The sequence below is a fragment of the Bradyrhizobium sp. STM 3843 genome (assembly GCF_000239815.1).
GTDB lineage: Bacteria > Pseudomonadota > Alphaproteobacteria > Rhizobiales > Xanthobacteraceae > Bradyrhizobium.
The window spans coordinates 1-21,090 of sequence record NZ_CAFK01000083.1 but is presented as its reverse complement, the minus strand read 5'-3'; the positions used below and the strand labels follow the sequence as shown (position 1 = coordinate 21,090).

The window sequence follows — 21,090 nt, the reverse complement described above, 5'->3', positions numbered from 1 at the left end:
ATCTGCGGAGGGACTTGGGGGGGCTGGGGGTCATGCGCGTGTTCGCCGTCGTTTTGCTTGGCTTGTTGCTGTGCAGCTGCGGCCTGGTGGTTCAACAGCAGCACCGGGAACAGATGGCGGCAGCGACTGCAGCCAAAGATCAAGCAACGGCAACGTGCCGAGCCCAATTTCCAGATGAAAACAAGGATTTCGTTGCCCGCAACAAATGCCTGTATGAGGCGGCGAAGATCATGAGACCCTATGTCCCGTATCCGGATCTCTTCGATAAGAGCTGGGCCACGGTCGCAGTTATCGCCGAAGAACTCGATGCCAAGAAAATCACTCGGGCGCAGGCAGACCTTCAAATAGCTCAGACCAATTCAGAGATTATGTCCGAAGCACAGAGGCGAGAGCTCGGCAACCGATCCGTCGTGGCGCAAGAATCTGCAGCGGCGGCGCAAGAGTCAGCTGCTGCTGCGGCACAATCTCAGGCAACGGCTGCTTGGATGGCGCCTCGGTCTGTCACTTGCAATCGTATGGGCAACACGACGACGTGTTTCTAGGATCCCTCGGCGATGCTCGGCAAAAAGCCAGTTGTTGGCGCATTGTGTTTGTTAGCCGCTGGATGTGGGCCTGCGCTAGCAGAAATGAGCGCTCGCACCTTCCTCGACAATTATGACAAGTACGGCGTGCCTATGCAGGACTTCTACGAGAAGATGCTCGGAGCAAACGAGAACGGCATGAGCTGGGCAAATGCGGCTATCGAGGTCGAGGGCGGGGTAAAGCTCTATTGCATGCCCGACAGTCTTGCGTTGGCGCCGCAGCAGAATGTCCAGATCCTCCGGCAATACGTAACGGATCATCCGGAACATGCAAAGCGTCCGTTCGGTCTGGTCCTTTTAAGCGCGCTGAGAGAAACATTCCCGTGCCCTGCAGGGAAGCGGCCTTAGATGTTTCGCATCGGCGCATACGGAGCTCAGAATTCTGAGCTGCCCAATTTCACCCGGCGACACGGCGGTCCCCAGTTGCGCCCACGCGCGAGCGAGGTCGCCATCAGCAGCATAGTTCGCGCCGAGGCTTGCAGGCTTGTGTGTCGGCCGGCTAGGTTGCGCAACCAGAGGTAATGATTCTGCTAGTAGTATTATGATAAGGGGAGTTCAAAGAGCGGGAGGTATTGATGGATTGGCCAACGCTTCGAACGGAGCTGGCTTCGGCGTTTTCAGCCTATGCGGCAACACTTATTCGTTTAGCGAGATTCATTAAAGTCGTACTGACGATTGGTGGAGCTGCCGCCGCTGCGGTCGCTCTGTCGATCGATATCGCTCACGCTAACAAAGAAATTTCTGCTTGGACGATCGTAGGGCTCGCGGGAGCCGTGCTCGTTGCCTTGGGTAGCATGTTTGATGCACTGAAAGAAAATGATGCGTCGCATGCGCTGATCACCGCGAGCAAAGCTCTCGATGCCGTGCACGCGCGTGAGTTAGAGCTAAACGAAATACTTGCCGACAGTGACTACGAAAATGCGATCACGAGGGGATTGCATTTGTACAGCTCCATGGACGTGATGCGTGGAGCGATCGAGCAGTCCCTCGATCTTGATGATGCTTCGGCAACTACTATCATCCAGACTTGTCTATCAGCAGCAAGCAATTCTCTGCTAGGCGCCTTCGATTTTTCGATCACGGACACTTGGACAATCTGTGTCTTTATGGCGGTTCCGGAATCAGGTAGAGTGGTTCTACGATGTGTTGCTCACCTGCGAAAAATCCAATGTGACATAGCACAGGCGCGCGCGTGGCCAGAAGGTGTCGGAGTGGCAGGCATTGCCTATTCGATGAATAAAGAGATCATCATAAAGGACATGTCGTCGCCCGATGTCGCGCCGATGTTTGGTCTAAAGACCTTGGGGCGCGAATACGACAAGGTCCGCTACGCATCGATGGTCGCGGTACCCATCAGCATTGGCAATAATCCGAAGCCTTGGGGGGTGGCAGTAGCCACATCGGACCAGCCTGACCATTTTTCCCCTGAACCGTCCCGCGGGGTTGCGACGACAGAACCTGCGAGGGCCATAGCGGCGATGTCCGCGCTGGCCGCGAAGGCGGCGGAAGCTCGGGGGCGGCGCCCGGGCGAGGTTGCGTCGGCTGCGGCGAAGGGCTAAATGAAAGATCTGGCCAGTTCCGTGAAAAATTATTGAGGAAAATCAAGGAACTGGTCCGGAGGAGACGGCATTAAGGTTTCATTCATCCAAAAGGGCGAACATATGAGCATGGCTGATCTTGCACCACTGCACTTCGCCGAGACGCCCGAAGCCGAACTGGTCAAGCAGATCGAAGCTTTGATCCGGAAGATGGCGGCTGGACACGCTTCAGCCAGCGACGAGCAGTTGCTTCAGGAACTGCAGATGAAGCGCATCGAGATGATGCGTCCGAGGCGCGCTCCAATGACAGGTCGGATGCCTGGTCGCTGGTAAGCCGCCTCCGCCCCCAGGCAGAAAGACGCGGGGGGCTATTCTGTGATCCAGAACGGCTGGCGATTGCGTCTCTGCGTCATCGGAGGGCAAACCCGACCGGACGACTATGCCGTCATCGATGAGCAGGACCGGCCGATCGGTCGTATATGTCGCGGCCATGGCGGCGGCTGGCTGTGGGCTGTGAACCTGCCGAATCCACGCGCGCCGAGCGGCGATGCCAGGAGCCTCGAGGAAGCGAAGGCAGCGTTCCGAGACGGCTGGGACCAGTTCACGGCGCTCATCGGGCCAGAGCGTCTGGCCAAAGCCTTCGCTGAGAAGGAAGCTGTCCGCGCGCGGGGCTACGGGCGCTGAGATCAAGCGCTCAATCCCGTTGATCGTTTGCCGGAACCAATCCGCGGGGCAGGACTCGAATCCTCATGAAACTCTGTCTGCGTTGCGGCGGTGCAAGATGGGTATGCGAGGCGCACCCCGACCGACCATGGGGCAGCGGCCCAAATGCTTGCGACTGCGGCGCGCCGGGCGACCCGTGCCCGATTTGCAATCGGGCCGACGTGGACACATTCCCAGATCTTCCGCCTGGCTTCGAGATCGAGGAAGCGCGCGATCTGGAGGCCGATCCGATCCTGACCACCGAGACCGAGCGGGACGACGATTGATGGCCAAGCTGCCGGAGCTGCCGCCGGACGCCGCCCGCGCGTTCGTCAGCGCGATGCAGGCCTATTTCGCCGAACCCGACCCGATGAAGCGCGACGAGATAGCGGTCGTGCAGCTGCGAAGGCTGCAGGACCATTGGCGCGGCAAGCTGCGCCTCGACGACGTCCGACGCATGTTCGCCGAGATGCGCGAGCATCTGCGCGATTAAGGCCGGTCTAGCGTCCTCACATCATCATGCTGAATTCGAGTACCGACTGTGGGGCGCCGTTGCCGTTCAGGCCGCCAAGCTGCATGCTAGCGTGGCTTCCGTCGCTGGCTTCCAGCCCGTTGATGACATGCGTCCCGAGCTGCGCAGGGTAGCTGCCGGTTGCGGTTGGAATGGCGAAAACCACAGCGCCTACCGGATTCCAAGCCACCGTTCCATGATCCATGGTACTGCTCGTATCGATGCCCAGCCCGACGTAGAACAGCGCTCCGGCGACCGCGGCCAGCTGCAGATTTTGCGTATATGACGCGGTGAACAGGTCATCGGTCTGCCGCCCGGAGACGAACACCACGCTGAACTGCGCGCTGTTGCAGAATTGCCGGACGGTCGAGCCCGAATATCCTCCCGGACAGTTGACGCTATTTTGCACCTGCGCTCGGCTACTGACGCGGTTGTACTCGTTCCAGACCGAGAGCCGCGCTGTGCCACCGCCCGCAGCCGATGAGCCAGGGGTCCAACTAATCTGCCCGGAGTTTGATAGATCAGTCAGCGCCGTCCCGACATAGGTGCACTGGTTGACGCCGCACGTGATCGTCGTGGTGTTGCCATATCGGCAGGTCATCGACACGGCGTTCGTCTGGAAGCCGTTGAACGTCGCGAGCTGCGATGTGCCGGCGCCAGAGCCGCGGGCGGTCAAGCTGCCCCAAGCCGGACCGCTGCACAAGACTGGATTGCCACCGTTCAATCCCACGAACCAGTCATAGTTCGTGTTTGCGATCCAATTCGATCCGAGAGTAACCGACAGGCCTACCGTATCGCTCGACGACGACGTGAACTGATAGGATTGAACGTTCGTTCCATTGTAGATCGGAACAAGCCTGCTGACGTATGGCGCGTAGTAGATCGTGGTCTGATTGTTCGCGGCCGTCACCATGACCGGCACGCCGCTGGAGACCGTCAGGCGACCGCCTGGCAGTTGCGCCACGCTGGCAGAGATGGTGACCGGATTGGTACCGCTGAACGAGATGCCCGGGCCGGCCTGCAGATTGGTCGCCAGCGTGGTCGGGTTCGATCCTGCGAGCGAAACGCCGGCGCCGGGCAGCAGCGCCGTCGTGCCCGCCGGTACGGGACATGTCGTCGGTGCGCCGGTGTTATCGAAACAACCCAGTTGGCCCGCCCGCGTGCTGGCCGGCGGCAAGGGGGCAAGAGACTCTCCGGGTACGCCGGCGATCGCGCGCCCGGTCATATCGTTGAGCTTGTCCCAGGTCTCGCGGCTCTGCGCGATAATGTCGGTCAGAACCAGGTTCAGATCGCGCGCGGCGACGCCGCGGCTTTCCTGAAATTGGGTCGATCGCCGCGGGCGCCGTGCTCCGACAATTTGCACCGTGCCGGTCTGCACATTGGTGAAAGTCAGCACAGCGTCGGTGATCGGGCGCACGATCGTGGCCAAGCCGCCACTCGGGCTCGTAATCGTCCAGCCGAATGTCGAGTCGTTATAGTTGACCCTGACGCCGTTCAGCCAGACCTCGATCCAGTCCTGATAGTCCGTGCTGTCGCCGAAGATGGCAAAGCCGACGTTACAGGAGCAATTCGATCCCGATATCGAATAGGTCGTTCGGCGCTCGGTATCCGGCAGAGCGGGCACCGGCGCGGGAGCTTGTCCGAACGCCGGGACGGCAGACAGCGCGAGAAGTGCGGCGAGGAGAAAGCGGCGCACGCTCATGGGCTGGCCTGCTCTGCGAGCTGATCGGTGCGACGCGCAGATTGCCAGCGGCCCCGCGCTGATATGACATGCGCCTCATCGCGCGGCACGTAACGCGATCGATTTCGCGCCAGTGCTTCCGGATCCTCGACTAGAATCAATTTGCAGGACAGTGCCCGCAAGAGCAGCCCGAGGCTCTGCATACCCAGCCGCCTGACCGCACCTCGTGCGTCGCGCGTACCATCGCCGCAGCTGTTGGAGCGCGGCTCGGTCTGCGTCATCACCTTGGCAGCGTACCTCTCGGCCCAGCCCGCGACCGCGTCAATGGTCTCGTAGCTGATATCGAGCTCGCCCTGCCGCTGGCGCAACGCGACAATCAGATCTTCGTACGATTTGACTTCGGCAAGCGGCGTCATTGGCTAAATCGCGATCATTTCGTTGCGCGCGGGTCTTTCCACGCGGGCATCGACGTTTGCTGCGAGCGGGCCCGGGTGTATTCGAGACGGTCAGCCGGCGACAGATTTGCGATCTCGTCGGGCGTCAAGGCTCGCTGCTGAGAGTCGAGCCACGACTGAACCTTCTGCGCGGCCACAGCGACGTCCGGCGGAGGCGATGCGCTCATCTATCAACTCTCCCTCATGCAGATTGTAGAGGTGCGCGCATCGTGCGGAGCGGCCTCTCGTGGGTAAGCGTCGAGCCGGGGATGCGGTTCGGCGACGGCACGTTTTCGGTCTCGTCCGCAACGGCCATCGCGGAGTCGTCGTCGTAGTGCGCGTCGCGTACACCGAGAACGCTGCGATCGAGGTCATCCCAGGTCGGCAGCGACTGCAACGCATCGTTATGCAGCCAGCCTGAATACCTCATCACGGCCCGCCTCATGTTCTCATCCAACTGCCACACCTGGGCAGACACCTCCTTGGCGCGCGAAAGTTTCTGGTCAGCGTCACGGTCCTTCGCCAGCACGGTCTCGTGATACTGCCTGACCTCAAGCCACCGCTTGTCTATCGCGGCATCCTGTTCGGCTTTCGCCGCTGCCAGCGAGGTTTCCGCCTGCGCGGCCGCGGCCTTCGCTTCGATCGCCTGCACCGTAAGCGCGGTCAGTTCCTCACAGCGCTTCCCGCACGCCTTGGCGTCGAGAATAAGCCGGATGAAGTTCTGCAGTCGCTCGAGCTCGCCAAGTTCGGAGGAGAGGCCAGCAGCTTCCGGATTGAACATCGATTGCTCCTCAGTTCGCCGCGCCCGGCGTATAGGTCCATGTGCCGGCCGATTGGCCGGAGCGATTGCGAATGGTGCCGCTGGTCGACTTGCCGTCACCGACGGCCTGTGACACCAGGTCAAGCAAGTGCCGCAGCTCTGCGCGCTCCTGGTGCTGCTTCTCACCCATGTTCGAGCTGGTGCTGATTGATACCGTGAGCGTCGCCGTGGCCATGTGCGCTACGCCACCTCTTGCTGATTGCGCTGCTGCCGGGCGGCCTGCATCGCGTCCTGGATCAGCCCGCGCATCACCTTCGCGATAGACTGTTCCTGCCGTTCCGCGCGCTCGCGGAGAAACTCATCCTCCGGAGGGCTAACCCGCGTTATGATCTGCCTCGTGTAGTTCATCACCGTGCTCCAAATCACTCGCCGAACAATCTGCGATTTGGCCGCACGAAGGCAATCGGAGTGAATGCAAATCGAACGATCCGTTGAATATCCAAGTAGTAAAACTTCAGGCGAGAGTTTTCGGCGGCAAAATTTATGGCGACACCCCAGGAATTACGGGGAGAAGTTGTGCGCTTGGATTACCAGCGTCTCGATCGGTCGCCGATTTTTCCCCCGCCCGCCCGGCCCGGCCGCGCCCAAATCAGCCGAGGGGGTCGAGCGTGGGTCCTCCCGATCGCTCGGCTAGCAGCCGGGCCTTTGCGCACGGGCACATGCGCGCCGGCCTAACCGGATTGACGAACCGGTGCCACGGCATCGGCGGGTGCCTGTAAATGCTTGCGTTCTTGCGCCGACGCACGCTCCTGCTGCCGCATTTGCTACCGATCGCGCCTCGGCGGGCGCGGTGTGACCCCAAGCGGGGCAGGGGAGAGCGGCCGCGGCACCTCCGCGTCGTGTTCGATCGTGGGCGGCTGCGGCGCAAACGGCAGGCCTGCATTCAGGATCACGACTAAGCCTGGCGCTTGCGGCAGTGTATTGCTACCGGGCTTCGCGGCCTCTGCGTCGCTGATCTGCTCCAAGGCCTTGCAAGCCGCAACAGCGGCGTTCGCATTGCGGTCCTGGTCGCGCAGTTCAGTCAGCCGGTGGATTGTTTTGGGCCTCTCGCTTTCCCTTAAGACACGTAACTCCGCGTTCATGAAGGCGAGCACGTGCGGTTTCTTCAATGCGGCTCTAAGCGAATGGTCCGTCATTTTGGCCTTTTCGGCGGCCTGGGCCCGACGTGCGCCTTCCCACACCATTGCGAGAATAGCGGTGCGCAACCGGCCTGTGACTTGGCCTGGTGCTGACCGGTCCTGGGCGGCGACTGCTTGGCGAGATGGCACTGCGTTGCTGGCGTTGTCGTCGATCATGATCGAGGCCTCGATAGTAGCGAGCCGCTCGGCTTGAGCGCGCCCGTCAGGGGCGCAGCGATATATTTATATATGCTGCTGTGCTGTGCTGCTGTGCACGTAGTGATATCAATTACTTGCACCATGCTTCTGTGCTGCTGTGCAGCTTCTGTGGCTCTGTTGTGCATCAACCATTTCAATAGGTTAGAGGGTGCTGCTGTGCTTGCTGTGCACGTCAATCTAGGATACCCGTTACCTCGTATCCGGCCGGATGCTTGCGGGTGACACGTTCGCGGTGAGTGATGATCTTGAGCCTGACCCACTCGTTGATCAGTGACTGCACCTCAGTGGCCTTGACGCCGTATTCCTTGGACAGGTTGTAGACTGCATAGCGACCTTCCGGCTTGGCCTGCGGGCTTCCTGACCATGGCTTCAATGCGTCCCAGGCGGCTTTCAGGTCCGTCAGCATCTTGCGCGCCATGGCCTTGTCGATCGTGGCGCTTCCACCCGATGCGTCACGGAAGCGGCCGCGGGAAAACACCACGGACATCGGGTCAGGTGCCTCGCCGCCGCGGAGTTCGAAATGGATCTTTCGCGTCTTGGCGTCTTCGCTCGGCCGGAAAATGACAATGGCAGAGTCGTAGTAGCCTCTGAGCGCGCCAGCGCCGCGGATAGTGGAGAACGGATCTCGAGCGAGCTCATCGGCCGGACGCTTGGCGGAGTGGTGGACCATGACGATTACGGCGTTTGGATTGACCTGCTGCCGAATGGCCTCTACGCGCGTTGTCAAAAACTTGAGAAGCTCGGTGTTGTTGTTTTCGCTCTCGCCATCGAAGACGTTTGCGAGAGGGTCGATGGCGATGATGTCGGGCGGGTCAGCTGGGAACGAGTGTTTGATGGTCTCGACCGTATGGCGCACGCCGTCGTCGGTCAGCAGCATCCGAAAGCGTTCGGAGATGACGAGGTTGCGCCCGACCAGCGCGCGTTCTTCGGCAGTCAAGTCGCTAAACTCGCGGGCCCGCTTGCGCAGCAGCTTGCGGTTCATCTCGGCTTGGAGCCAAAACACACGCAGCGGTCTCGCAATGCTGAACGTGTTCAGTAGGAAAGACGCGCCGATCGCGCTTGAAACCAACACCTCCTGTAGCAGAAAGCTCTTCTGCGCCTTGGGCGGACCAGCGATCAGCACAAATTGGCCTGGCCCAGCAAAGTTGGGCTCGATGAAATCTGGTTCCTCGACCACGTGCTCTGTGAGCAGCGTGAGGAAATCGACGGTCTTGATACGAGCGTGTGATCCTGGCCGCGCGGTTGCGGCGTGGCTCGGGTCGCAGCCGGCCAATAGTTCTGGGTCCTCGATCCTGTTGCGATCGTCTGCATAATCCGGGACATGATCATGCGGCGGCGGCTCGTCCGCAGGCCCCCGTAAAGCAGGAGCCGCATCGAAAACCGCACGCAACGCGGCCGGTCCCCGCTCCCGGAGGATGCTGTTGGCGTCGTGCTTCATGCCGGCACCAGGATGCGGCACTCGCGAGAACGGAGGACAATTCTCCCAAGTTCGTTAGCGTATCTGAGGCCGACATCATCGTTGTCCGCCGCGATAGACACAATCTCGACATAAGAGGGGATGCGCTCGGCCAGCGCTGGTAGTCGATTTGCGCTGCCGGCGGCCCATGCGCCAAGCCCCGTGGCCTGATGCAGGCTCAGCGCGTCCTCAATGCCTTCGGCGATTGAAAGGCCTAGCAAGTCATTAACGGGGGCAAGCACGATCGGATAGCCGGACGAGGATCCGATCATGATCTTGTCGTTCTCGGTGCCTGCCTTGCCGGAGCCATCTGGTTTGAGTTTCGTCAGATGTACGCCGCGCACCTCGCTGTCGTCGATCACGATCACACCTGGCGCGGATTCTCGGGCCATGCCGAATGCGGCAATCATCGCGGGAGGGTGCCTACCGGCTGCCGGCAGGAAGCCGATCGTTGCCGGGATGGGGCCGGTGTAGCCGCGCACAGCCAAATAGCGCTCAACGATGGGATCGCTCGGCAGCCGCCGGCGCCAAAGGCTGAGCGCCACTTTCAGGCGGTCGTCCGCTTCCTCCTGCTTACGGCGTTTGACTTCCTCGATCTTGGCCGAGTCGACGAGCGTCGACCGATAGGCGCCGCTCTCACGATAGAAGTGCCCGCCTGTCCAATCACAGTGATTGCAGCCAAACTGCACACCCTCGTGGTCAATGGTGATGCCGAGGCATTTGAGTTTTTGGTGCGCTTTCTTCCGCTTGTGGGAGCATCGCGGACACGTCGCGTAGTAGCGACCTATCGCGCTCGACTCCGTGGCAATGTTGTAGCCGTGCAGGATCTCGGCTGCGGACCTCGATGGGGGCGATGAACTCATTCGCCGCCCTCCGCCTCGTCGATCAAGCCGAGCTCAGCTGCTTTCTCCATCGCCTTCGCAATGGCTTTCGCGATTTCGGGCAGCTGGCGCGGCGCCGCCGTGATGCCCTTCGCGGTTGGCTTCAACCGACCGTCCGAGTCGGTGAAGAACAGCCGCGCATCGAAAAATGGGCGGCCCTCATAGCTCTTCAGGCTAAACACGAGGGCGTTGCCGCGTCGGTCACGCCACATCTTGGCGATCTCGATCGGCTCGCTTTCGCTGACTGGGCACTCGCGCGGCGGAGCGCGGCGCGTCGTCTTTCGGCCGGGCCGAGGCGTCCCGGCCATGGCCTCGCTGCCACGCTGCGCGACGCGGTCGCGGTCGTGTGCCGCTTGCCAGTTCATCCGGCGGCCCATGATCAAGCCGCCTTGTTGGCGTCGAGCGCCTTCAGCTTTGCCGCGAAGTCGCGAGTGAGCAGTCGCAGCGTCTCAGGATCACCGCCGGCGAGCTGGGCAAGCGCCACGCGAGGCGCCACCCGGATGAATTTACCGACGCGGATGGTGGGGATGCGCTTCTCGGCGGCCGCCGCATAGGCCGCGACTTCACCCAGATCGAGCGCAGCCTTGGCATAGACCAGCAGAGAAACTGTAGGCGGTAGAACGACTTCGCCGTCCATATTGTCCTCGCTTCGGTTGGATCAACCTGCGGTGGACAACCTACGCCCAGGAATCTTGAATTCTATCTGCATTCGGATATAACCGTTATATCCGTCAAATTTCCGAAAAGAGGCGATAGTGGCGAAGACCTCCAGGATCCAGATTGATTTCAAGTGGCCCGTGGGGTCCGCTTACAAGATCGAAAATCCCGACCCGCTGGTGTCTCGTCTCGATCCATTTGCGCAAATGAAGGAGCCCTCGATTGTGCAGGTCGGGTCTGCGCAATTCGAACGATGGCCACTCGAAAACGGCAGTTTGCATCTGCGTTTTGCTCGACTTGCCGACAAGCCGGCGGCGCAATTTGCTGAAGCCTGTAGAACGTTCGCTCTAGGGTTTGGCCTTCTTCAAACCTATGCGGAAGATGGTGCGAGTGAGCCGCTTAGTCTCTGGCGAGATCGCGCGCAAACCATGCGCGATTCGATCGATGGTCTTCGACGAGCCAAGCAGCATGGCGCGCTGCCTGATACTGGCGCCACGATCACAGAGGCAAGCGTGCAGTTGATGCCGGACGGCCGGCTCGCAATCCGGCCGCGTGTGCTTTGGGACGCGATGCGTTTGCAGCTTGCGCAATCGATCACCAGCGGCCGCGATATCGGAGAGTGCAAGAACTGCGGCGAATGGTTCGAAATCGGCGGTCGAGGTGATCATGTGAGACGTGTCGGCTCGGAATTCTGCTCAGACACGTGCAGGAGCAAATTCAATTATCGCGAAAAAAGGACTGCGTCATGAAGGGGCACGTTCGCGAGCGTGGTAAGGGCCACTGGTATGCCGTCATAGACGTCCGCGATCCAGCCACGGGCGAGCGTCGGCGGAAGTGGCACAAGCTGGACGAATGCAAGGGTAGGCGGGAGGCGCAGCAGCGATGCGCTCTGCTGATCGCTGACATGGCGAAGGGGGAATATGTCGAGCCGGCCAAGACGACGGTGGCGCAATTCCTGGATAGGTGGCTAAAGCATATCAAACCGAACGTCTCGCCGCGGACGCATGAGCGCTACGAGCAGATTGCACGCAAAAACATCGTTCCTCTGCTCGGCGCCAAGATCCTCACCAAGCTTCAGCCGATCGAAATCAGCGAGGCGTACAGCCAAGCACTGCAGAGTGGTCGGCGCGACGGGAAAGGCGGGTTGTCGCCGCGCACTGTTCACCACATACACCGGGTCTTGTTTTCGGCTTTAGGCCAGGCGGAACGCTGGCGCCTGATAGCCCGCAATCCCGCCGCATTGCTCGAGAAGCGGGACCGGCCCAAGATCGAGCGCAAGGCGGTTGCCACAATCGACGCGGCGACCGCGGCCGCAGTGTTCGATGCCGCACGCGATCGCCGGCTGTTCATTCCGCTGGTGCTGGCAACACTCTGCGGTCTTAGGCGCGGCGAGATCACGGCGTTGCGCTGGAGGGCGGTCGACCTGGAAAACGCGCAGCTGGCGGTCGTCGCCTCGACTGAGCAGACCGACGCGGGCGCGATTCGCGAGAAGGAAGCCAAGAGCGGCAAAGCGCGCACGGTGGCGTTGCCGGCGCTGGCTGTTGAGGAGTTGCGCCGCTGGCGCCTCGCACAGGCTCAGGAGCTGCTTAGGCTTGGCGTCCGGGCCGACGACGGCTGGCATGTCGTGACACAGGCGGACGGCTCCCCGCTGCAGCCGCGGAGCCTGACGCACGTCATGTCGGCTTTCCTCGACCAATGGGGCGTTACGCTGCACGGTCTGCGGCATAGCCACGCGAGCCACATGCTCGCGGCCAAGGTCCATCCGAAGGTTGTCCAAGAGCGGCTGGGGCACTCCTCGATCGCGATTACGATGGACATCTACAGCCATCTAATGCCGAATATGCAGGGCGAGGCAGCGGCGGCAGTTGACGGAGCGCTGCGAGCGGCCATAAAGAAACCCGACGACGTTGGGTAGCAATCCGGTAGCTGAGTCCGCGGTCTGTTCTCCGTGGTAGACGAAAAAGCTAAGCGAAATCAACGTTTGGAAGGGTGGCCGAGTGGTTTAAGGCACCGGTCTTGAAAACCGGCGTGCCCGCAAGGGTACCGTGGGTTCGAATCCCACCCCTTCCGCCACTGTTTCGTTTGAGGAGAAGAAGGCGGCCCGAGATCGTAGAGAAGGCCTAGATCTTCGAGCAGTGCGCACAGGCCTACATTGAAAAGCACTGAAACAATTGGAGCGAGAAGCACCGCGCTCACCAAGCCTCATTCTTAAGATACTCCTGGACCTCAGCCTCGGTCGGCTCTCGATAAGTCCATCGGCCATCCGGCCCGCGCTTGCGCATTTGAAGCCGGGCGAACGTGCCAAGCCTGACGACGGGCTGCCATTCCTCAGCGCTGGCGCCCTGGCACGGCGCTCTGTTGAACCAAGCGAGCGGATGTCGCCATTCTCGGAGCAATCTCATCTGTGCCCCGCTTCGCTGAACAAAGGGCACTCAAGAATCACAATTCGGAACTTGTCGAAGCGACGGCCTCGATCGGAGAGCCGTAGCCGAAACCATGGCTGCGCTACCTTAGATTGGCAATAATCCTGAGATTTCAAGGGAGTTGACAGGACTCCTCTCCCGCCAGCCTTGTCGCAAGCTTCGCTGATCACGCGCGGATGCGGTCAAGGCGACGGCGCGCGCTCTTTCGGCTTCTGCGCCGCCTCGACATGCCGCCGCTGCGCGAGAAAGGCCTCGCTCGATCTGGTCTTGAACAGTTCCAGCTTCTCGGTCTCGTTCCCAAGCGGCGCCAGCGCCTGGTCGACGTAAGCGAGCCGCTGCGGATCCGCCTTGACCTTGCGCGCCAGCCGCTGAAGCCGGATGGCGAGCGTGGCCCAGCGGACCGCCTTGACCGCCGTCTCGGCAACATAGCGCGGATAGAACAACCAGGCCGGTTCGACCGGCAGAGACGGGCGGCGCTCGTGCCGGCTCTTCAGCCGCAAGACACCGCCCTCGAGCGGATGCACATGCTCGATCGGATGATAGCCCTTGAAATAGAGAGCGTAGTTGACGATCCGGCTGATGTTGTTGCCGGTCGCCGCGGCGCGCCGCATCAGCGTCTCGATGTGCTCCCAGCTGTAATAGGTCTGCCAGGCGAGCTCATAAGCGCGCTCCCATTCCGCTTTGGACATTGCGGGGTGCGCAACCGTGACGTGATCCAGATCGTATTTGTTGAGGTCCGGATCCATCGGAACGCCCTTCGCATGCAGCATCTTGTGATCTTCCGAACCGGGCAGCGGAGTCAGAAGGAAAAATTCCAGCATGTCGATCGGCAGCTCGTGCTGGATGATCCTGATATCACGGACGATCGACGCCGGCGTATCGTTCGGAAAGCCGAGGATATAGCCGCCGACGGTGATGATCCTGGCCTGCTTCCACGCCAGCATCATCTCGCGATAATCGGTGATCTTGTTCTGCCGCTTCTTGGCGCCGGCAAGACTGTCCGGGTTGATATTCTCAAGGCCGATGAAGCAGCGCCTGACGCCGGCGCGCGCGCATTTCTCGATGAAACCAGGCAGCTTGTGACACAGCGTGTCGACCTGGATCGTGAAGCGCAAATCCCAACCTTCCCTTTCGCGAAGGTCGATGATTCGGTCGAGCAGGGCTTCCCAGTCGCGGTTGCGGGCAAAATTGTCGTCGGTGATGAAGAAGGCCGAGATGCCCTGCGCGACATTGGCACGGATCAACGCCTCGATGTCGTCGGCGGAGCGGCGGCGCGATTTGCGACCCTGCACATTGATGATGGTGCAGAACGAGCACTGGAAGGGACAGCCGCGGCCGGCATCGAAGCTCGTGGTGTGACCGATCACCCGCGCGATCTGCTGATGGGGAATGATCGGCAGCGGCCGGTCTTCCAGATGCGGGAGGTCGTCAAGGAAATTGTAGATGGGTTGCAGCCGACCGGCCGCCGCGTCGCGCAAGACCTCGTCCAGCCGGCCTTCGGCTTCGCCAGCGAACACGGAAACGCCGAGGTCGAGCATCTCCTGAAGGCTTCGATCGCGCTCCGGCAGCATCGCGAGCGTGCCGGACACATGGAAGCCGCCGACGGCGACCGCGACGCCACGGCGGCGAAACTGCCTGGCGAGATCGAGTGACCTCGGAAACTGGTTGGACTGCACGCCGACCAGCATCACCATGCCGGCCTCCGCCGCTTTGATCGTGCACGCGAGATCCTCGACTCGCACCCGCCAATTGGTCTCGTCGATGGCTTCGATGCTGATGTCGACGTCCGCGCCGAGAACCTGGCGCTCGCGGCAATCCATCGCAATGCCATAGAGACATGCCAACGAATTCGAAGGCAGGCCGCCGCGCCACCACCGGATAACGTAGCCGTCATCGTCGTAATGCGACGGCTTGATCAGAACCAGCCGAAAAGTCTTGCGTAAGCTCATGAGCGTGATCCCATGAGTAAGAGATCAGCGTACGGCTTGTCCCGATTGACGCCAAGCGCGCTTGATTGCCGGCCGATCAACTTTGCGGCACGCCTGCGACGTTCGCGGCGGCCGGCGAGGTTGTTCCGAATGGAACCACGGTAAAACGTCAGGACCATTGAGTTTATTTGATTTCAACTAATAGGACCGTGCGTTCTGCTGCTCGTCGCTGTGTGCGATAGAATGCGTTGAATGAGGCCACAGCGTGAGAGAATGGTATCCGTTCGTTTCAGTTCATTACGACGAATGAGCTGATCGGAATTCCGATGCGATGCCGTGGCACTCCGGCTCGCGCCGTCGCGATGAGTTCTGATCCGGCGATGGCTGTGGGGTGGGGAGTTCAGGGAGAGCGTCGAAGCCATCGCGCCGATACGGGCGAGGGCGGCCTAAAAGGGGGGGATTGCCGCTGTTGCACTAATATGAATGGCAAGCGGAGCGGCTGGAGATTACAGACCGCACAGTCGTCACATGGCTGTTTGGGCAGCTGGTTGAGCTGGTGAGATCGCGAGGTGGCTTCGTTCGGCGAGGCCGATGTCACTGATCTCGAGAACAGACGGCGTTGTGTGTGCCCTTGTAATAAGTCGCGTGCCAGCCATCTTTGATCACGTGCTGTCGCTCGTCGAGATGCCAGCCTGGCGCACCCATATGCTGTCGTCCTCGCATCACTCCGGGATTGCAGGCGCAAGCGGCTCCTGGAGGAGTATTCCGCGTGCAGGGTGCGATGGCCAAGTCCTGAGCGTAGGCCGGAGCAAGTCCTCCGAGGCCGTACCAGATCAGCAACAAACCGATTCCTGAAACGACCTTCGCAGCCACCCCAGGACAAAGGGCTGCCGAGATCATCCGACTGTCGACCTCATCTATCTGTGCAGCGGGGGCCGATCTGTGTGTTCGGCACGCCTGTTCGATCATCATGTCGGCGTCCGCATCGGTGCGGCCGCGACCCGTTTCGAATCAACGCTTCAAGTCAACGCAAACGCGATCAGGCTGGAGCACAGAACCGCGAGGCTGACGGCCGTCAGGGCGAGGAAGCCGCCCGAAACCTTGTCTTGATGGCGCATGGATCACCTCCTGCGCTTGATGCTTGTCCGAACCGGTTAAAACTTTCGGAAAAGCCGGGTCGTGAAATTAAGCTTCAACTCATCCCGGGCCTGTCGCCCGGCGGCATGCCCAAGGGATGGACGTCGCGGCGCATAGGCGCCGGACGTCAGGCCCGGGAGCGCACGCCTTCGAACGCATGAGCCAGGAAAATCCCGGCGCCGACCAAACCCATGACTGCTGTGATTGCTTCGATCATCGCAAGAGGTCCTTCTGCGCCCCCGCGAGAACCAAACGACGGGGGGCCCCGCACAGTCAAAAGGATTTAGTCCCGCAAAATGAGATGAGGACCGACTGAGGATTCACCGCAACAGATGTGACATAAAGGAAGCAGTGGAAACACAGGATGGCCTCGCGGGAGGCGCGAGCGGTCCATCCAGGCGGACGCATAGGGCGCAAGGCTTGGTTAACCAAGCCCGAGCCCACCCCATTTCCGCCGTGTTCGGGTTGCGTTATCCTTATGCATTGGGTCGCGGTGGGACGCGACTCGGGGAAGTAGTCCGGTATCGCTGCCCGCAGCGGTCGCCGGCGGGACGGTATTCGGGGTCAATGGAGTTTCGTCGGACATATCCGGGCGAGAGAGCAGTGCGCGGCGCTGTCGCGGTTCTCGCGTGCCTGACGGTTGCAAATTGCGCCTCGTCGAACAAATTCGCCAGCCGCGTCGACCCGAAATACGGCGTGTCATCTAGCCCGCGCGTGGTCGCGTTCGGAGAACCCGTGCCCAAGGGGGGCGGGGTCTACCGGGTCGGCAAGCCATATACCGTGGGCGGTCGTGTCTACGTGCCGGAAGAGGACGTGAACTACCGAGCCGAAGGGCTGGCCTCCTGGTATGGAGACGATTTCCACGGCCGGCTCACCGCCAACGGCGAAGTGTTCGACATGGCTTCGCTGACCGCGGCTCACCCGACCTTGCCGATGCCGTGCTATGCCCGCGTCACCAATCTGGCCAACGGCAAGTCGCTGATCGTTCGGGTCAATGATCGCGGCCCGTATCACGACAACCGCCTGATCGACGTCTCCAACAAGGCCGCCGAGCTTCTTGAGTTCAAGAACCACGGCGTGGCCAAGGTGCGGGTCGAATATGTCGGCCGCGCGCCGCTCGAAGGCTCCGACGACGTGCAGCTGATGGCGACCTTGCGCACCGGAATCCCGGCGCCTGCGCCCTCCCTGGTACGGGTCGCCTCGGCGCGGCCGTTCGTGCCGGAGATCGGCGGCGCCGGACGTTCGGTCCGCGGCGAAATTCCGATGCCAGAGGAGCGGCCGTACACGCTCGGTAACTCGGCGGCGGATGCGGCCTCGGCGGGGGGCAGTTCGGAGCTGTCGGCATCGAGCCGCTCACGCGGACGCGTGCTCGAGAATCCACGTGCCGTAAGCTATGATCAGGACGGCGGCTATGTGAGCGGCACGAGCCGGGCCTCGGCCTACGCACCGGACAACGGTGCGCAGGAGGCGCGCGACATTCTCAGCGGTCGCGGGCTCTATTAAGCGACCGTCAGGCCGGGCTCCAAGCCGGCAAAAGAAAACCCCGCGGGGCTGGACGCGGGGTTTCCTCAGTCGGCGTACCGGGGATTCAGGGCCAAAGGCGCCGACTGATCACGCATATTTAAGGTTGAATTCCCAAAAAGCAACAGCGTTGCCGTGAGGAATATGTTCTCAAGGCAACGCTGCGACGAATACTGGGCCCTGAAATATCCCCAGCGATAGTGTGTCGCAGCATTCCGCAAAAGGTTCACGCAGTGCGGGATCGATGCAGCCATGTCCCGCTTCGGCACCTTCTGCTCTGAGCGCCCGGATGGTTGGGGAGCGCCGAGGACGGAAGGGCTGGCGATGTTGTTCGCGCTGTGGCCAGCTGTTAGAACGCCATTTGCTCCGGGGCCCCGCCGATGGCACTGAAAATGTTACCATTCCGTCCGTCCGTTCCATTTTCCGGGCGCCCCTGGCGTGCACTGGCTGCGGTCGCGGCTGCCCTCATCATCGGTTGGAGCGGTGTGCTCCAGGCCGCCAACCAGAGCGTGCAAGGCGCGCGCAAGGAGGAGGGCGGCTTCGAAGGCGATGCCCCGACCGCGATTCTGATCGAAGCCACCAGCGGCAGCGTCCTGTTTGAGAAGAATGCCGACGAGCTCCGCGCCCCCTCGAGCATGATGAAGCTGATGACGGCGGAAGTGGTGTTCCACGCCGTGAAGGACGGCACGGTCAAGCTGACGGATGAGTACCGGATCAGCGAGAACGCCTGGCGCAGGGGTGGGGCCCCCTCGGGCACCTCGACGATGTTCGCGGCCTTGAACAGCAAGGTCTCGGTCGACGATCTCCTGCACGGCGCCATCATCCAGAGCGGCAATGATGCCTGCATCGCGCTGGCCGAGGGCATGGCCGGCAACGAGAAGATCTTCGCCGCCGATTTCATGACCAAGCGCGCCCGCGAGCTTGGCCTCGCCAAATCCACCTTCGCCAATGCCAACGGGCTGCCCGACCCCGGCAACAAGATGACCGTGCGCGAGCTTGGGATGCTCGCGCGCCACATCATCCTGGACTATCCGGAGTTCTACAAGCTGTTCGGCGAGAAGGAGTTCACCTGGAACAAGATTCGCCAGCAGAACCGCAATCCGCTCTTGAACGCGATGGAGGGCGCGGACGGACTGAAGACCGGCTACACCAAGGAGGGCGGCTACGGCATGGTCGGCTCTGCGATGCAGAACGGCACGAGGCTGATCGTGGTCGTCAATGGGCTCGAGGATCCCGAGGACCGCGCCACCGAAGCCAAGAAGATGCTGGAATGGGGGTTTCGCAATTTCGAAACCCGCACCCTCTTTGCAGCCGACCAGCCGATCGGCTACGCCCGGGTGTTCGGCGGCGAAAGCCGCTCCGTCAAACTGTCGAGCCCGGAGCCGATCAAGGTCATGGTGCAGAAGAACGGCAGCGACAAGCTGATCGCCCGGATCGTCTATAGCGGTCCGGTTCGGGCGCCGATCGAGCAGGGGCAGCGCGTCGGGGTTGTCAGGGTATGGCGGGGACCCAATATCGCGGTGGAAAGCCCGATCTATGCCGCTGAGCCGATTGCGAAGGGATCGACCATGCGGCGCGCAATCGATGGCGTCGGCGAGCTCGTGATCGGTTTGTTCCGCGCTGGCGTCGAGAAGCTCTAGCAATGGGCGATGTTCAAGTGCAACGCGGCCCCGGCCGCGGCAAATTCGTCACTTTCGAAGGCGGCGAAGGCGCCGGAAAATCCACCCAGATCAAGATGTTGGCCAAACGTCTTGAGGCGGCTGGCGTGCGCAATCTCTCGACCCGTGAGCCCGGCGGCTCCGCGGGTGCAGAGATCATGCGGCATCTGGTCCTGTCGGGGATTGGCAAGCTGCTCGGCGCCGAGGCCGAAACTCTGCTGTTCGCCGCCGCCCGCGACGATCATGTCCGCAACGTGATCCTGCCGGCGCTGAACCAGGGCAGCTGGGTGCTCTGCGATCGATTCTTCGATTCGACCCGCGCCTATCAGGGCAGTCTCGGCAAGGTCGCCCCCGATGTCCTGAATGCCATGCAACGGGTGACGATCGGCGATCTCAAGCCGGACCTGACCATCATCCTCGATGTGCCCGTCGAGGTCGGGATGCAACGGGCCGCCGTCCGGCGCGGCAGTGACGCACCCGACCGGTTCGAGAGCGAAGACATCAAATTCCACCAGGGCCTGCGCGAGGCCTATCGCAAGATCGCAGCCGATGATCCCAAGCGCTGCGTGTTGATCGACGCCACTGTCGAGCCGGACCGGGTCGCTGATGCTGTCTGGGATACGGTTCGCATGCATCTGTTCACGCCCGCCACCGTGGGACAACCATGAGCGCGCGCAAGACCGAAACCGAGATCGCGGTCCGCCATCCGCGCGAGACGTCGGTCCTGATCGGGCATCGCGAGGCGGAGGCGGCCTTGCTTGCGGCCTACCGCAGCGGCCGCATCGCTCACGCATGGCTGATCGGAGGTCCTCCTGGCATCGGCAAGGCGACGCTGGCCTATCGGATGGCCCGCTTCGTGCTCGCGCATGGCGATTCGGGCGCGCCCGCAGTGCGCGGAGCCGATACGCTGTTCGTTGATCCGACTGACCAGACCGCGCGCCGCATCGCCGCCGGCGCCCATGGTGGGTTGCTGACACTCGAGCGCTCCGCCAACGACAAGGGCGTGCTGCGCACCGTCATTACCGTCGACGAGACACGCGAGACGATCAGCTTCTTCGGCTCGACCGCTGCCGCCGAGGGCTGGCGGGTCTGCATCGTCGACACCGTCGACGAGCTCAATCCCAATGCCGCCAATGCGCTCTTGAAGATCCTCGAGGAGCCGCCGCAGCGCTCGCTGTTTCTCCTGGTCAGCCACGCCCCGGCGCGGGTGCTCGCCACCATCAAGTCGCGCTGCCGGAGGCTGAGCCTGCGTCCGCTCGCGACTCAAGATGTGATCCGAGCTGTCGCTGAGGCCACAGCGACCGACCCGGCCGATCCCGCGCTGATCGAGGCCGCGGCTGCATCCGAAGGCAGCGTGTCCCGCGCGCTCGCTTTGCTGGGTGGTGATGCGCTACAGCTGCAGACCCGCACCGCGGCGCTGCTTGCGACCCTGCCGCACCTCGATCCGAACGAGCTGCATGCCTTGGGTGACGCGCTCGGCACCAGCGACCGCGTCGCGCTTGCGAGCTTCATCGATACGATCGAGCGTTGGGTGGCCGCGCGGCTGCGTGGACCCGATCCTAACGCCAATCTGCCCCGCCTTGCACGGCTCGCCGAGGTATGGGAAAAGATCGTTCGCGCCGCGCGCGACACCGAATCCTATAATCTGGAGCGAAAACCGCTGGTTTTCTCGGTGTTCGGGATGCTCGCTGAAGCCACGCGGTAGCCGCGCTAGTGTCCGGGCGCCCATCCCGAGATCATCCGTCCGACGTCGTTTGAAGGGAATTTGCCGTGGCGAAGGCCAGCAAGAAAACTGTCAAGAAGGGCTCGAAGAAGGCCAAGGCCG

The 21,090-nt window shown here is 61.9% G+C and carries 23 protein-coding genes and 1 tRNA gene; 13 read left to right on the top strand and 11 right to left on the bottom strand.

Annotated features, from left to right (window positions below; all coding sequences use genetic code 11):
- Positions 1–32: 32 nt before the first annotated feature.
- The 6 genes from BRAS3843_RS41455 (at position 33) to BRAS3843_RS11165 (ending at position 3,314) form a co-directional block, all read left to right on the top strand.
- Positions 33–542, top strand: a complete 510-nt coding sequence (locus BRAS3843_RS41455) for a hypothetical protein (protein WP_175361106.1) — start codon at positions 33–35, stop codon at positions 540–542.
- Between the two features lie 12 nt (positions 543–554).
- Positions 555–929: a Rap1a/Tai family immunity protein gene (locus BRAS3843_RS11185; protein ID WP_139024837.1), complete on the top strand. Its 375-nt coding sequence runs from the start codon at positions 555–557 to the stop codon at positions 927–929.
- Positions 930–1,156: 227 nt separating this feature from the next.
- Entirely contained in the window at positions 1,157–2,140 is a 984-nt protein-coding gene (locus BRAS3843_RS11180) for a hypothetical protein (RefSeq protein WP_035981417.1), read from the top strand.
- Positions 2,141–2,248: 108 nt separating this feature from the next.
- On the top strand, positions 2,249–2,452 hold the full coding sequence (locus BRAS3843_RS11175) for a hypothetical protein (RefSeq protein ID WP_139024836.1): 204 nt from the start codon (positions 2,249–2,251) through the stop codon (positions 2,450–2,452).
- A gap of 42 nt (positions 2,453–2,494) precedes the next feature.
- Entirely contained in the window at positions 2,495–2,803 is a 309-nt protein-coding gene (locus tag BRAS3843_RS11170) for a hypothetical protein (protein ID WP_008968977.1), read from the top strand.
- Positions 2,804–3,107: 304 nt separating this feature from the next.
- Positions 3,108–3,314, top strand: a complete 207-nt coding sequence (locus BRAS3843_RS11165) for a hypothetical protein (protein WP_008968976.1) — start codon at positions 3,108–3,110, stop codon at positions 3,312–3,314.
- 16 nt (positions 3,315–3,330) lie between these two features.
- Here the strand turns inward: BRAS3843_RS11165 and BRAS3843_RS11160 are convergent, their stop codons facing one another.
- The 10 genes from BRAS3843_RS11160 to BRAS3843_RS11115 form a co-directional block, all read right to left on the bottom strand.
- Positions 3,331–5,034, bottom strand: coding sequence for a hypothetical protein (locus BRAS3843_RS11160; protein WP_008968975.1), 1,704 nt, complete (start codon positions 5,032–5,034; stop codon positions 3,331–3,333).
- A complete protein-coding gene (locus BRAS3843_RS11155; RefSeq protein ID WP_008968974.1) occupies positions 5,031–5,429 on the bottom strand; it encodes a hypothetical protein in 399 nt (132 codons plus the stop codon). The genes BRAS3843_RS11160 and BRAS3843_RS11155 overlap by 4 nt, the downstream gene beginning before the upstream one ends.
- 220 nt (positions 5,430–5,649) lie before the next feature.
- Complete coding sequence (locus BRAS3843_RS11145; RefSeq protein ID WP_008968972.1) at positions 5,650–6,228, bottom strand: hypothetical protein; 579 nt, start codon at positions 6,226–6,228, stop codon at positions 5,650–5,652.
- A gap of 10 nt (positions 6,229–6,238) precedes the next feature.
- Complete coding sequence (locus tag BRAS3843_RS11140; protein ID WP_008968971.1) at positions 6,239–6,442, bottom strand: hypothetical protein; 204 nt, start codon at positions 6,440–6,442, stop codon at positions 6,239–6,241.
- A 5-nt stretch (positions 6,443–6,447) separates the two neighbouring features.
- A complete protein-coding gene (locus BRAS3843_RS41450) occupies positions 6,448–6,615 on the bottom strand; it encodes a hypothetical protein (RefSeq protein ID WP_008968970.1) in 168 nt (55 codons plus the stop codon).
- 416 nt (positions 6,616–7,031) lie between these two features.
- Entirely contained in the window at positions 7,032–7,562 is a 531-nt protein-coding gene (locus BRAS3843_RS38850; RefSeq protein ID WP_008968969.1) for a hypothetical protein, read from the bottom strand.
- A gap of 214 nt (positions 7,563–7,776) precedes the next feature.
- Positions 7,777–9,042 (bottom strand): AAA family ATPase, encoded by a 1,266-nt coding sequence (locus BRAS3843_RS38845; protein ID WP_008968968.1) that lies wholly within the window; start codon positions 9,040–9,042, stop codon positions 7,777–7,779.
- Positions 9,039–9,923: a toprim domain-containing protein gene (locus BRAS3843_RS11125; protein ID WP_008968967.1), complete on the bottom strand. Its 885-nt coding sequence runs from the start codon at positions 9,921–9,923 to the stop codon at positions 9,039–9,041. The genes BRAS3843_RS38845 and BRAS3843_RS11125 overlap by 4 nt, the downstream gene beginning before the upstream one ends.
- Entirely contained in the window at positions 9,920–10,306 is a 387-nt protein-coding gene (locus BRAS3843_RS39565; protein WP_175361105.1) for a transcriptional coactivator p15/PC4 family protein, read from the bottom strand. The genes BRAS3843_RS11125 and BRAS3843_RS39565 overlap by 4 nt, the downstream gene beginning before the upstream one ends.
- A 14-nt stretch (positions 10,307–10,320) precedes the next feature.
- A complete protein-coding gene (locus tag BRAS3843_RS11115) occupies positions 10,321–10,578 on the bottom strand; it encodes a hypothetical protein (protein ID WP_008968965.1) in 258 nt (85 codons plus the stop codon).
- A gap of 118 nt (positions 10,579–10,696) precedes the next feature.
- Between BRAS3843_RS11115 and BRAS3843_RS11110 the strand changes: the two genes are divergently transcribed.
- The 3 genes from BRAS3843_RS11110 (at position 10,697) to BRAS3843_RS11100 (ending at position 12,671) form a co-directional block, all read left to right on the top strand.
- Entirely contained in the window at positions 10,697–11,347 is a 651-nt protein-coding gene (locus BRAS3843_RS11110; protein ID WP_008968964.1) for a hypothetical protein, read from the top strand.
- Positions 11,344–12,513 carry a site-specific integrase gene (locus tag BRAS3843_RS11105; RefSeq protein ID WP_035981413.1) on the top strand — a complete coding sequence of 390 codons (1,170 nt, stop codon included), beginning with the start codon at positions 11,344–11,346 and terminating at the stop codon, positions 12,511–12,513. The genes BRAS3843_RS11110 and BRAS3843_RS11105 overlap by 4 nt, the downstream gene beginning before the upstream one ends.
- A gap of 68 nt (positions 12,514–12,581) precedes the next feature.
- Positions 12,582–12,671: transfer RNA gene (locus BRAS3843_RS11100), tRNA-Ser, on the top strand.
- A gap of 532 nt (positions 12,672–13,203) precedes the next feature.
- On the opposite strand, the gene BRAS3843_RS11090 is transcribed toward BRAS3843_RS11100, so the two are convergent.
- Complete coding sequence (locus BRAS3843_RS11090) at positions 13,204–14,970, bottom strand: radical SAM protein (RefSeq protein WP_008968961.1); 1,767 nt, start codon at positions 14,968–14,970, stop codon at positions 13,204–13,206.
- 1,719 nt (positions 14,971–16,689) lie between these two features.
- On the opposite strand from BRAS3843_RS11090, the gene BRAS3843_RS11085 reads away from it, so the two are divergent.
- The 4 genes from BRAS3843_RS11085 to BRAS3843_RS11070 all read left to right on the top strand — a co-directional run bounded on the left by BRAS3843_RS11085 (position 16,690) and on the right by BRAS3843_RS11070 (position 20,970).
- Positions 16,690–17,589: a septal ring lytic transglycosylase RlpA family protein gene (locus BRAS3843_RS11085; protein WP_050886414.1), complete on the top strand. Its 900-nt coding sequence runs from the start codon at positions 16,690–16,692 to the stop codon at positions 17,587–17,589.
- Positions 17,590–17,987: 398 nt separating this feature from the next.
- Positions 17,988–19,247, top strand: coding sequence for a D-alanyl-D-alanine carboxypeptidase family protein (locus BRAS3843_RS11080; RefSeq protein ID WP_035981410.1), 1,260 nt, complete (start codon positions 17,988–17,990; stop codon positions 19,245–19,247).
- Positions 19,248–19,249: 2 nt separating this feature from the next.
- On the top strand, positions 19,250–19,933 hold the full coding sequence (tmk, locus tag BRAS3843_RS11075; protein ID WP_008968955.1) for a dTMP kinase: 684 nt from the start codon (positions 19,250–19,252) through the stop codon (positions 19,931–19,933).
- Positions 19,930–20,970 (top strand): DNA polymerase III subunit delta', encoded by a 1,041-nt coding sequence (locus BRAS3843_RS11070; protein ID WP_008968954.1) that lies wholly within the window; start codon positions 19,930–19,932, stop codon positions 20,968–20,970. Before tmk ends, BRAS3843_RS11070 begins: the two co-directional genes overlap by 4 nt.
- Positions 20,971–21,090: the final 120 nt, after the last annotated feature.